The following is a 12,577-nucleotide window of genomic DNA, read 5'->3' on the forward strand; positions in this document are numbered from 1 at the left end:
AAGAGTTGAGGATCAACCTATTGCCAGATATGTCAAACCCAAGGAAGCGGCCCAAATCCTTGGAGTCCATGAAAGAACACTCCGCAGATGGGACGACAATGGCTCAATCGAGACCATCAGAACCCCCGCTGGGCAACGACGATATAACGTTGAGTCATATACTGCCAAATCAGGCAGTGACAAACGCAAAGTCGTTATCTATGCCAGAGTTAGTAGCCGCGCCCAGCAGTCCGACCTCAACCGACAGGTAGCCACACTGTCCAACCTCTACCCCGAAGCAGAAGTCGTCTCAGAAATCGGAGGCGGGCTCAACTTCAAGCGAAAGAAAATGCTGGCCTTACTGGGACAAGTCTTGTCAGGAGATGTCCGCATGGTTGTTGTTGCCCACAAAGACCGATTGGCCAGATTTGGATGGGACTTGTTTCGATGGCTCTGTGAGCAAAACAGGTGCGAACTCATGGTTCTCAACGAGACAAGTCTCAGTCCAGAACGAGAAATGGTTGAGGACATCCTCGCCATCCTCCACTGCTTCAGTTCCCGATTATACGGACTGCGTAAATACAAAACTCAGGTCAAACAAGATCCGGATTTACCCCAGCCCAGAGCTAAATAAAGTCTGGCGTAAATGGCTGGCTGCTTGTCGGTATTGCTACAACCAAGCAATTGCATTATCCCGGAGTGGTAAACGACTAAGCAAATTAAAGTTACGCTGCGGAAGTGATGCAGAGTGACTTACCTGCATGGGTCAAAGAAACAGTTCAAAGTCTGTTAGGCTGAGAATTTTGGCCCTGTGAAGCCAGTTTGATTCGCCATGATTGTTCCTAGATCAAGACTTCTGGTACAATTTGGGGTTAAGCTAGGTCTTATGGAAAACTCAGAGCGTCCATGACGCAAGGGAAAATTAGTTATGACACCAGAAGGAAAAGGATTCGGTCGTGATGGCTTCGGCCTTGGTAAAATGAAGGAACTAGCCGAGGCTTTTAAAAAAGCCCAGGCGGTTCAGGAAGGGGCGAAAAAACTTCAGGAAGATTTGGATGAACTGGAAGTCCTCGGAGAAGCGGGTGGTGGCCTGGTGAAGGTTTATCTGAGTGGGAACCAACAACCTCGCCGGGTAGAAGTATCTCCTGATTTGCTGGGAGAGGAACCTGATGTAGTCTCTGATCTAATCTTAACGGCGATGAAGGAAGCCTATAATAACTCCACCTCTACTATGCGGGAACGCATGGAAGAGTTGACTGGTGGGTTGAACTTACCCGGTTTATAAATTATTTATCCCCTTTGAGCGGTGGCTAAGTGAGGCTTTAGAGTCTCACTTATTTTGTTAGGTGATGTCTTTGACTGGGTAAGGCTGCGGTTAAAACTTCCCGGCCGCTGTCGGTGACTAATACATCATCCTCAATGCGAATGCCACGCACATCGGCAAATTTTTCGAGTTGTTCCCAATTTACCATATCTCGATAGGTTTCGCGATTGGATGGGTGATTTAAAATGGCTGGAACTTGATAAAAACCAGGTTCGATGGTGACTAGCATTCCGGGGGCTAGGGGTCTATTTAGACGCAGAAAACCTAGACCAAAGCGATCGCTTCTTTTGCGCCCAGGAGCATATCCGGCTAAGTCTCCTAGGTCTTCCATATCATGAACGTCTAACCCTAGTAAATGACCGATACCATGGGGGAAAAATAAGGCGTGAGCATCCTTTTCTACTAATTCGGTTACCTGTCCTCGCAAAATCCCTAAATCTACTAATCCCTCGGTGATAACCGCCGCCGCTAATAAATGAATATCCCTATATTCTACACCGGGTTTGACCTGCTCAATACAAGCATCATGGGCGGCTAATACTATATCATATATATCGGCTTGGGTAGGGGAAAAAGTGCCGGAAACTGGCCAGGTGCGGGTGACATCTCCAGCCCATCCCCCAGGGGTTTCTGCGCCGACATCTGCTAATAATAAATCACCGGATTTCAGGGGATTATGGTATAATTCGTTATGTAATACCTGACCCTCGGTGGTCACTATACTATTATAAGAACAGGTCATATTATGGGCAATGATGACGGCTTCCATGGCTGCCCTAATATCACTTTCGTGGCTGGCTGTGGGGGTGGCTAAAATTCCGGCTTGGTGTGCTTTGACGGTGACGGTGGCGGCTTTTTTGAGTTCGGACAGGGCGGCATCATCATGGCATAAACGGAGGTTAATTATGGCTTTGATTAACGCTAAATCTTGACCTACGGCGGCGGCTGGAGCCATGACAGGGCGCTTTAAAATGCGTTCCATTTCGGCAAGGGTGGCTGGGTCTTGCACTCTGACGGTGGCAGCATTATGGCTTTTTTGGGTTAATTCCGATTTGGGAAAAGCGGAGTTGGCACCGATAATTTCAGCGAGGCGATCGCGTGAGAGACTTTCCCCATGCCATAGGGCGCTATCTGGGTCTGGGTCATCCATAAATAGGGTCAGTTTTCCCCCTTCTAAATGGATGACAGTATCGACTAAGGATAGACCGGCAAAATATAAGAAATGGCTACTGGCGCGGAAAGGATAAATATTAGCGGGAAAATTGCGCGATCGCACACCACCAGACCACAACAGGACGGGAAAATCTACCAGTTGCGCTAATTGGTGGCGGCGCTGATATAAGCTATTAACCAGACCTTCAGAAGGTTGAGGAAGTCGCATAATTCGGGGTTAATTTATTTAGATAGTGAGGTCACAACTCATTAAAATATAACTGAGGCGATCGCTTATTTCTGGGTGGGGAGGAATTACCAGGGTTTTAACTTCTCGGAACCCATTTTTTTGGTATAAGCGAATGGCGGTCAAGTTATCCGATTGAGTAACTAAACTCAAGGTAGAAAATCCTGATTCCCAGGCTTTTTGCTTGGTTCGCCAGATTAATGATGTGCCAATACCCTGCCGTTGATATGGTGACTTAACCGCCAAAATATTAAGAAACCAACTCCCCTCAACTTTGGCGTTATCAAAAGCCTCGATAATAGCCAAACGGTCAGGCTTAAATAACTGTTTCATCTCTTCTGTGATGATATCGGCATTAGCCGGATAGCTGTTCGCCATGCCAATAATGCGACCATGACTATAGGCAACCTCAATGTTTTGATAAGATAAAACAGAAGTTTCTGACTGAATCATTCTGGCTAGTATTTGTTCAACGGTTAATTGTTGATGAAGAGGCTGGAGTAAAAAATCCATCATCTCCCCGGCAGCCAGTCTGATGAGTGGTGCAATTTCTAGGACATCCCTAGGATTAGCAGCGCGGTAACTAACATTGAGTACATCCATTAAGATTAAGGGATTTATAGTTAATTAATCAATAGCAATAACCCTATCTGATACAAGCACAAATTATCCAAAATGTCAAGCATATTACCCCATATTTTGGGGGTTAATTTATTCTTGCCATCGGCTTAAAATATGTTTTAAACCCTTGCCGATTTCTTCCCAATTGTCGGCCAAGTCGGTACTACGATCGCTCCTCAAAAAATCAGCTTCTTTCAAGCAGCGATCGGCGAGGCAATCCAAAACGGTTTGAATGCCATAATCACCAATAAGTTGATTTAAGGCGTGGGTCAGGTGTTGATTTTTGGGTTCGGTCATAATTTCCAATGAAGTTGGCAGTTAATAGTCAGACAATTCCGCCGAAATTATAGCAGAATTATTGACCAAAAACCAAACCTGGTCAATTCATAATAGGTGGGCGTACCAAAATGACAGTACAAGGACAACCACGGGCGATCGCTTCGGGGATATTACCCTTAATCGCCTGTTGCAGCATACTTTCGCCACTAGCACCCAAAACAATCACATCACAGTAATCATGATTAGCAATATCCAAAAGTACATCAACCACAGACCTAGCACAAACAGCAGTTGCCACCACCTCCCCATTAATGGGGCTTTTCAACTCCTCAACTAGGTGGTCTAGCTTTGCCATTTCCGCCTCAGACAAAGCATTTTTAACCACAGTTAACAGTCGGATATCGGGGCGCAAACTCAACCTAGCCAAACCGGGTAAAATGCCCATTGCGGCTGGTGGAGGTCCCCCAGTTCGCAGAGGAACTAACCAACGTCGCCAAACCGGAAACTGGAGCGATCGCTGATCTGAGGGGTCACTAAAAATGGGGTTAACATTTTTTCCCCACTTCACCAAAACAACCTCACCGGGTACTTGTCGAATAATGGTATCAACCACAGTGCCAAAAACCCGATTAGTGGCGGACCTTTCCCCTTGCCACCCAATCAAAGTCAAATCAATATTTCGTTCTTGCACCGTCTCCAAAATCGCCCCAGACACATCATGACTGACCCTAATTTGAGTATGAATAGGAACCCGCCAGCTTTTGGCAATACGTTCAGCTTGGCGAAGTAGACGGCGACATTTAGTAATGGATACCGGAGTTTCCGCCGGGGACAAATTGCGAGCAATGGTAATAATAGTCAAGCATTCTAGCTCATAATTACGTTCAGCAGCGATCGCCGCCGCAATATGTAGCAAAGCCGGGGCGGTAGTGGGATTATTCAAAGCCACCAATAGTCGCCCATGACCGACCATGGGGCCGCGAGTTTGATAAACCACATAGGAGGGGGTGGCATGATGCCCCACCTGGTGACTACCGCTAATATATCCAAGTTCACCGCGAATAATATCGCTGCGGGTAATAATTCCCACCAAATGCCGCCCCTCGACGACGGGAAGGCGACTGAGTTTTTGCCGTCCCAACAGATACAGAACCTCACTGAGGGGAGCATCAGGGTAAATAGTAACAGGTTGGGGAGTCATCAGCTTATGTAGGGGGGTTTGTTCTGATATGTCTTGTTGGTTAATCTTTGCCATATCAGTTTGGCTGATAATACCGACCAATTTACCCTGGTTGACTACGGGAAAGCCGCGATGATGGGATTGAGAAAAAGCGGACCTAACCTGTTCTAGGGATAACTGATCTTCGAGAGTTTCTACCTGTCGCTGCATAACATCCCTAGCGTGCAACATATTTAAGGCTACCCGGTCAGCATTTTGGTCAGGTTCCAATTCAATGCCACTCAAAGCCAATAGGCGATCGTATAGGGAATGTTTTTCTATCTTTTCGGCTACCAAATAGGAGACCACAGAACAGATCATCAGTGGCAGAACCAAGTTAAAATCGGTGGTGATTTCAAAGACAATCACCACGGCGGTGACCGGAGTCCGAGACACGGCACAGAAAAAGGCTCCCATTCCGGCAAAAGCAAAAGTGGTGTGAGGTTGTAAGGCGATCGTTGCCTCTTCCCATAAGCCAATAGTATTCCCCAAAGCCGCGCCTAAAATTAGGGATGGTGCAAATAATCCACCCGGCGCACCGGAACCCGCCGCCATGGTAGTTAGGGAAAACTGCACTACAAAAGCTAGGGCTGTGGTTGTCCAGAGGATATTACCTTTGAGGATATATTCTCGCAAACCGGCATTATCTCGAAAAGTCTCTGGTAGCACAGCAATAACCATCCCACAAATTAGACCCGCCACAGCCATACTCAGGGGTAGTCCTAATTTGAGGGTATGGCGGTTAAATTTCTGAAAGGTAATAATTCCCCGACTGAATAACACCCCAAATACTCCCGAGAGAACACCCACCAGGATATAAAAGGGGATTTCTAGGGGTTCAATTAACCATTGTTGATATAGGGCTTCTGGGGGTATGTCTATGGTGGGAGGTAGTCCCATGGCTTTGTTTCCTAATAGCCGGGATACTACCGCCCCAGTAAATGAGGCGATAATGGCGGGTCCGAGGGTTAATCCTGAGATGTCGTGTAGGAGGTCTTCCACTACGAATAAAACCCCGGCTATGGGAGCGTTAAACCCGGCGGCTAGTCCGGCGGCGGCTCCACAGGCGATTAGTTGTTTGCGATAGTTGGGAGAAGTGGGAACCCAACGACTTACCCAGGCGGCGAGGGCGGCTCCGATTTGTACTGTTGGCCCCTGTCGTCCTAGGGTGAATCCAGAAGCCATGGTGATCATGGTGCTGATCAGTTTGACTACTGCTACCCGTAGATCTAGGGAGGTTTTGATTCCCCCTAGGGCTGCTTTAACTTGGGGGATACCGCTTCCGGCTGCTTCTGGGGCTATGCGTTCGACTAGGAAACCAGACAACAGCCCCCCGACTACGCCTAATATGGGTAAAAATAGCCAAGCTGAAAAGTGGGCGGAACCTTGGACTCGCCAAGACCCTAACCACCCGGCTCCTGTTCTCAGAAAAAAGGCGGCTATTCCTGAAATTAATCCGATTAAGCCGGCTTCTAAAATGGCCAGCCTTTGGGAACCGCCAATTATGGATTTGGCGAGGCTCTGGAATTGATTGGTTAAGGATGGCCAGTACACGATTAGTTACCTAGAGCATTACTGATTTGATCGGAAATTTCTAGGGGTTCAAAGGGTTTGTTAATGATGGCGATCGCTCCTAATCCTAAATAGAGCGATCGTTGTTTAGGTGAGTTGTTGGCTGTCATCAAAATCACCGGAATTTCCGCAGTCATTATATCATTTTTGAGCATTTTTATGGTAGCCTCTCCATCTACACCCGGCATAACTAGATCCAGTAGGATAACATCCGGTTGCTGTTGTTTCGCTATAGTAAATCCTTCCGTTCCTGATGCGGCTGTTAGCACCTGCCATTTCCCTTGCAGTTGTAAACAGCTTTCCGTCACCAATAGAATATCCTCATCATCATCAATAATCAAAACTGTTTGGCTGATCATGGTAGTAAATTATCCGATAATTTGATTGCGTCCGCCCTGTTTAGCTTGATCTAAGTTAGCATCTGCCACTCGATACAGTAGTTGTAAATCATGCCCATCTTCTGGATATTGAGCTACTCCCCCACTAAAGGTGACCGAAAAAGCTATATGATCTTCTGGAATTAGCACCTCCAAGCGCCACTCTTCTAAAACTTTTTGCAGTCGCTTCATGGCATCTTGTTTATAAGTACCATACATGGCTACCGCAAATTCTTCTCCTCCCCATCTTCCTACTATATCTTCCTGTCGAAATGCTTTTTTGAGAACTTCCCCAAATCGGTGCAGAACCCAGTCCCCCGTATCATGACCATATTGGTCATTAATATCTTTAAAATTGTCCAGGTCTAAAATGGCAAAGCACAGGGGTTGTTTGTGACGACCAGCAATCCGAATTAATCGGTTTATATCTTCAGTTGATTTATAGCGATTTTCGATTCCGGTTAAGGTGTCTATCTCCGCTATATTACGCCACAGACGACTGCGATGCAAGCGACTAAATAAACGGGCTATTAATTCCGGTCCGACTACCGGTTTGCTAATAAAATCATCAGCACCGGCTCTAAATAGTTCCGCTCTAGTTTCTGGGTCTGTGTGGTTGGTTAATACTAAAATCGGCAGATAACGCCATCTGGGTTCGTTGCGAATTACCTGACATAAATCAATGCCATTATAATGGGGCATTTCTACATCAATAATTAGTAAATCCGGGTTAGATATTTCTAAGACTTGCCAGAATTTTCGCGGAGTATTTAGGGTTTTTACCTCTAATCCCAAGGGACACAACAGGGCTTCTAATAGTTCCAAAATTTGCGGATCATCATTAATCGCTATAATGGTTCCGGTGATGGTATTATTATTCAGAATTCCTGTGACTATCTCCACAATTTGATGGCTAGATATCGGTTTTTGCAGAAACGCCCGACTCCCTAAACGACACACCGTCAGCCTATCTATAAAACTCGATCGCCTTGAGAATATGACCACCGGAATTTCTGGGTGATGATAGGCGATATCTTCTAATAGCATTAACCCATCTTCTTCCGGCTTGGGAAAGTTCAATTCTAGTAAAATTATACTGGGCTGATACTCAACCATCATGGCTCTGGCTATCCCCACACCAGGAGCCAGTCGAGCCTCTAAACCACGACTATGGGCTTCCCTAATAATTTGTTCCCCTAGGATGGTATCATGATCAACAATCAACAATGACTGCACAGTGGTTTGGGGGTGCTTTTTAATCTCTTTTGTTTGGGGTTGGGTCGGCGTTTTTTTCAGCTCCTTTAAGAGGTCTTCAGTTAATTGCTCAATTTGTGTTTGCTTGTCGGTGTCTAGGGGTTGTTCTCCCGCTAACAAGTATTCGATTTTTCGGGCGATTTCGGAACCTCGACCATATCCAAAAGTTCCCAAAGAACCCGCTAGTTTGTGAGCCTCTATATAGGCATATTGGCGGGGGTTGTTTTCATCATTTAAATCTTGGGAATTAGCCATAGCTATTGCTTGAATACTCTCAACTCTAGCTATGGTTTTGTCTTTGATTTTTGCCCAAATCTCCGTAACGGTTTCATCTACGGACAAAGGGGGGCGGTTCAAGGATGAATATTGATGACTAAAACTCCCGTCATCTAGGGATTTAATCCGATATCCAATCCCATAGACATTTTCAATTAACTTGGGGTCTCCGCCAGCGTCTTTTAGCTTATTGCGTAGACTTTTAATATGGGCGCGGACAGTGTTATCGGCTGCAGGTTCTTCTATTGACCAGAGATGTTCGATGATGCTATCGTAGCTGAAAACACGATAGGGACTGCGAATAAATAATTCCATCAATCCATATTCTTTGGGGGTGAGAGGTAAGACCGATTTTTGGTAGGAAATCTCGCATTTTGCCGGGTTTAAAGTTAGGTCTCCCCAATGGATTACTGGCGGTAAAGAAATGGTCGCACGACGCAATAAGGCGCGCATTCTGGCGATTAATTCTTCAGCCCTAATCGGTTTGACTAGATAATCATCAGCCCCCGCGTCTAGCCCTAAAACCTTGTCTTCGCAGCTATCACGAGCTGTTAATAATAGCACTGGCATCTGATAATTATGCGATCGCAATTTTCGACATAGTGCAATCCCATTCAGTTTCGGCAACATAATATCTAGGATAACCAAACTATATTCAAAACTTTCGATATAGTTCCATCCCGATTCGCCGTCGGTCGCTATATCGACTACATAATTATGAGCTTTCAGAGATTTGGATAATTGTTGATTCAAATATTGATCATCATCCACTAAAAGAATTTTCATGGTCAATTGAGATTAATGTATGTTAAAATATGATGGTTTCCCTTGATGTAAATCATAACTCAATAGACCCTTCCGTGGCTAATATCCATGAAACCCAAAATTAAAAACCAACTGGCTTGGCAGCAAGCTGAAATACTTATGCAGCCAGCTTTAATCAGAGTCCTAGATAACATTCGTAAGCAACTGGAAACATCTATCTGGAAGGGAAGTTATGAAACCCATACCACCCCCTATCCGGGTTATGTACTTAAATTAGAGCATAATGGCCAACAAGTAAACATTGATGTTTGGGATCTGTGTTATCAAGTCTGTTTCCAGGACTATCAACCCACCCATACACCTGACCAACCCCAGGAGGTGGAAATTGATACCAGTTTACTGGATAATACAGGAGATGTAGATTGGGATAAACTCGATCGCAAAACTCAAGACTTAATCGAGAAAGTTTTTGCTAATTTAACAGGACAATGACTAAAACCCTCCCAGAGATTTACGCGAATACCAAAGCCATATATGATGAAGCTGGTCAGGTTCCCCTCAGTTTTGATAATGACACTGAAGCGTTGAATGCTTCCGAGGAGACGGTGGCGTTATGCGATCGCTCCCATTGGGGACTATTAGAACTTTCTGGGGAAGATCGTTTATCTTTCCTCCACAACCAAAGCACCAATTCTATTAGCGATCGCCAACCGGGACAGGGATGTGATACAGTATTTGTCACCTCCACCGCCCGAAATATCGATCTAGCAACGGCTTACATGACCGAGGAGGCGGTGTTATTACTGGTTTCGCCGAATCGCCGTCAGCACCTGCTACAATGGCTAGACCGCTATATTTTCCCCATGGATAGGGTTAACATAAAAGACATCAGCGACCAGTGGGCGATATTTAGTCTCATTGGACCGGAAAGTTCCTCTCTACTGACAAAACTGGGGGCTACCATGGCTGAAAATCTGACCCGGGGAAATCACTGGGTTGACATGGTGGCTAATATTTCCGTTCGTGTGGCGATCGGTAGTGGTTTGGCTAGGGAAGGATACACTCTGATAGTTCCCACAGAGGCGGCGGGGAATTTGTGGCTATCTCTGACGGAAGCTGGGGCTGTTCCTTTGGGCGATCGCATTTGGGAACAACTCCGCATTCTCCAGGGTCGCCCCACACCCGATCGGGAACTAACAGAAGATTATAACCCCCTAGAAGCGGGATTATGGGGTAATATTTCCTTTGAGAAAGGTTGTTATATCGGACAGGAAACCATCGCCCGTCTCAACACTTATAAAGGAGTTAAACAACGATTATGGGGTTTGCGTCTTTCGGGTTTTGTGGAACCGGGAACCGTGATTAATCTCAAGGATGAAAAAGTCGGTAAACTTACCAGCATTACCGAGACTCAAGAGGGATGGTTTGGCTTGGGTTATATCCGCACAAAAGCGGGGGGCGAAGGCTCGCAAGTATCCCTAGGAGACACAACGGCTACAGTGGTAGCAGTTCCTTTTTTAAGCCATCCTGAAAGCTGAGATTTTAAACATCATTAACTGAGGGGATTAACACAGGGCGGGTAGTGGTTAGACGAAATCACCCGCCCGCGTCGGAGTTGGGCTTTTAAACCATCAGCCCAGTATTGAAACCGCCAATAATTTGATAAACCATCACAGCGATCGCCACCATTCCTAAAATTACCATTAAACCGGACGGCATAAATTTTCGAGTCTTCACATATCGACCCACAAAAGCTAATACTAAAACCACGGAAATAACTAGGGCAAAAATTAACGCCCATTCCCAGCCTTGGGCTTGTCCAAAAGCTGCGACCAATAACAGTATACCACTACTGACACCCGCTATTAGAGAAATCTTACTTTGGGCTTTCTTATATCCAACAATTCCCCCAACAATTGCCAAAACTCCATAAAGGAGAGTGGCGATCATACCTAAACTCATCAATCCCAACTCCTACTGATTAAAAACTGCCATCAATAGCAACTTATCAGGAATCAGACAGACTCCGCAGAAAATGTTGTAAAAATTAACGTTTTTGATGGTGGCACTATGCCATATAATCAGAGAGTGTCGTGGTTGTGTTTAGATGTAAGTTTCAGCCAAATTAGCCCATGTCCTCACCGTTATCTGAAGCGATCGCTAAAATTCGATTTCTGCAACGTCAAGCGCTATCCCTGCTGCTTTATCAGGAAGTAATGGGAGATCCAATAGGTCAAGCCTTTATGAACCTATTAGACTATATGTTACAAGCAGACAGCCATCAAACTTTACAGGCTTATAGTTACTGGTTTCGAGTCCAAGCCGAACAATCCCAAAGCTGGCAAAATTACTTAATCACTCAAATTCTGAGGGCAGATAATCCCTTTTCCCGTCAAGCCCAACAGTGCGACCTAACGGCATTAAATCCCTCTTTAATTGCGGCTACCCGTCACGATTTAGGAATCTTACATATCCTCTATAAATGTCAGGGGATAAAAATGGCTCAATGGGTACAAGCGATCGCCCAAATTCCCGAATTGCCAATAGTTTGGGAAGATGAACCTATTTTAGTTGATAAAATTGAAGAACTGGCTCTGCGTAATCAGTTAGCCCAAGGGGAAAATTGGGGAGATGCCATTGAAGCGATCGCCGCCCACTATCGACAATATGGAACTGGTCAATTTGCCGAAAACCAGGCATTTCGTTGGCGGAATGGGGAACTAATGGCGATCGCGAATCCTGATCCGATTCACCTCAACCAATTAGTAGGATATGAACCACAGCGAGAAATCTTGTTAAAAAATACCGAGTTTTTATTGGCGGGATATTCTGCCTTAAATGTTCTGTTATATGGCAGTAGGGGGTCAGGGAAATCTTCCCTAGTTAAAGCCTTGTTACATCAATATAGCGATCGAGGTTTGCGATTAATTGAAGTAACTAAATCTGAACTGCGAGACCTACCCCAAGTAATTGAACAGTTGCGGGGAGTTCCCCAAAAGTTTATTATCTTTGTGGATGACCTATCTTTTGAAGAAGATGATGATGCTTTTAAAGCCTTGAAAGTTGTCCTGGAAGGAAATATGACCGCCCGACCTGAAAATGTGGTGGTATATGCCACCTCAAACCGCCGCCATTTAGTCCGAGAGTTTTTTGATGAACGTCCCCGCCCTCAAGACCAAAATGAAGTACAGGCTTGGGATACAGTCCAGGAAAAGCTATCATTTGCCGATCGCTTTGGCTTAACCCTGACTTTTGAACCAGCAGATCAGGAAACTTATCTTAGCATAGTTAAGCATCTGGCTACTCAAGCCGGAATAACTATCGATCCAGAAGATCTTGATTATCGCGCCCGCCAGTGGGCAACAAGACATAATGGGCGATCGGGACGGACGGCGCGACAGTTTATCGATTTTCTGGCCGCGGAAATTGCCCTAGCTGATCAATAGATTGGAAAAATTCGGCATCCAGTGTCATCATAATCAAGATCGGAAATACTCCCAAATCAGGAAAAA

Annotated in this window: 13 protein-coding genes; 6 read left to right on the top strand and 7 right to left on the bottom strand. The window is 45.5% G+C overall.

Annotated features, from left to right (window positions below; all coding sequences use genetic code 11):
• Window positions 1-19: 19 nt before the first annotated feature.
• From HFV01_RS12480 to HFV01_RS12490, 3 genes are all read left to right on the top strand, one after another.
• A complete protein-coding gene (locus HFV01_RS12480) occupies window positions 20-613 on the top strand; it encodes an IS607 family transposase (protein ID WP_035759565.1) in 594 nt (197 codons plus the stop codon).
• A complete protein-coding gene (locus HFV01_RS12485; protein WP_071533599.1) occupies window positions 501-731 on the top strand; it encodes a helix-turn-helix domain-containing protein in 231 nt (76 codons plus the stop codon). Before HFV01_RS12480 ends, HFV01_RS12485 begins: the two co-directional genes overlap by 113 nt.
• Window positions 732-907: 176 nt before the next feature.
• On the top strand, window positions 908-1,264 hold the full coding sequence (locus tag HFV01_RS12490; protein WP_006625495.1) for a YbaB/EbfC family nucleoid-associated protein: 357 nt from the start codon (window positions 908-910) through the stop codon (window positions 1,262-1,264).
• Between the two features lie 49 nt (window positions 1,265-1,313).
• On the opposite strand, the gene HFV01_RS12495 is transcribed toward HFV01_RS12490, so the two are convergent.
• The 6 genes from HFV01_RS12495 to HFV01_RS12520 all read right to left on the bottom strand — a co-directional run bounded on the left by HFV01_RS12495 (window position 1,314) and on the right by HFV01_RS12520 (window position 9,086).
• Window positions 1,314-2,684 (bottom strand): aminopeptidase P family protein, encoded by a 1,371-nt coding sequence (locus HFV01_RS12495; RefSeq protein ID WP_006669579.1) that lies wholly within the window; start codon window positions 2,682-2,684, stop codon window positions 1,314-1,316.
• Between the two features lie 18 nt (window positions 2,685-2,702).
• Window positions 2,703-3,305, bottom strand: coding sequence for a GNAT family N-acetyltransferase (locus HFV01_RS12500; RefSeq protein ID WP_006625497.1), 603 nt, complete (start codon window positions 3,303-3,305; stop codon window positions 2,703-2,705).
• Window positions 3,306-3,413: 108 nt separating this feature from the next.
• On the bottom strand, window positions 3,414-3,620 hold the full coding sequence (locus HFV01_RS12505) for a hypothetical protein (protein WP_006669580.1): 207 nt from the start codon (window positions 3,618-3,620) through the stop codon (window positions 3,414-3,416).
• Window positions 3,621-3,702: 82 nt separating this feature from the next.
• The gene (locus HFV01_RS12510) at window positions 3,703-6,375 is read right to left on the bottom strand and encodes a chloride channel protein (RefSeq protein WP_193521143.1); all 2,673 of its coding nucleotides are present in this window, start codon (window positions 6,373-6,375) and stop codon (window positions 3,703-3,705) included.
• Window positions 6,376-6,377: 2 nt separating this feature from the next.
• Complete coding sequence (locus HFV01_RS12515; protein WP_008050948.1) at window positions 6,378-6,752, bottom strand: response regulator; 375 nt, start codon at window positions 6,750-6,752, stop codon at window positions 6,378-6,380.
• A gap of 9 nt (window positions 6,753-6,761) precedes the next feature.
• Window positions 6,762-9,086 carry a response regulator gene (locus tag HFV01_RS12520; protein WP_193521144.1) on the bottom strand — a complete coding sequence of 775 codons (2,325 nt, stop codon included), beginning with the start codon at window positions 9,084-9,086 and terminating at the stop codon, window positions 6,762-6,764.
• An 87-nt stretch (window positions 9,087-9,173) separates the two neighbouring features.
• Between HFV01_RS12520 and HFV01_RS12525 the strand changes: the two genes are divergently transcribed.
• Together HFV01_RS12525 and ygfZ are read left to right on the top strand one after the other, a co-directional pair.
• Window positions 9,174-9,557, top strand: coding sequence for a hypothetical protein (locus HFV01_RS12525; RefSeq protein WP_006625502.1), 384 nt, complete (start codon window positions 9,174-9,176; stop codon window positions 9,555-9,557).
• The gene (ygfZ, locus tag HFV01_RS12530) at window positions 9,554-10,603 is read left to right on the top strand and encodes a CAF17-like 4Fe-4S cluster assembly/insertion protein YgfZ (protein ID WP_193521145.1); all 1,050 of its coding nucleotides are present in this window, start codon (window positions 9,554-9,556) and stop codon (window positions 10,601-10,603) included. Before HFV01_RS12525 ends, ygfZ begins: the two co-directional genes overlap by 4 nt.
• 85 nt (window positions 10,604-10,688) lie before the next feature.
• On the opposite strand, the gene HFV01_RS12535 is transcribed toward ygfZ, so the two are convergent.
• Window positions 10,689-11,027 carry a TMEM14 family protein gene (locus HFV01_RS12535; RefSeq protein ID WP_193521146.1) on the bottom strand — a complete coding sequence of 113 codons (339 nt, stop codon included), beginning with the start codon at window positions 11,025-11,027 and terminating at the stop codon, window positions 10,689-10,691.
• 170 nt (window positions 11,028-11,197) lie between these two features.
• On the opposite strand from HFV01_RS12535, the gene HFV01_RS12540 reads away from it, so the two are divergent.
• On the top strand, window positions 11,198-12,511 hold the full coding sequence (locus HFV01_RS12540; RefSeq protein WP_193521147.1) for an ATP-binding protein: 1,314 nt from the start codon (window positions 11,198-11,200) through the stop codon (window positions 12,509-12,511).
• Window positions 12,512-12,577 lie beyond the last annotated feature (66 nt).

Source organism: Limnospira fusiformis SAG 85.79 (assembly GCF_012516315.1).
Classification (GTDB): Bacteria; Cyanobacteriota; Cyanobacteriia; order Cyanobacteriales; family Microcoleaceae; genus Limnospira; species Limnospira fusiformis.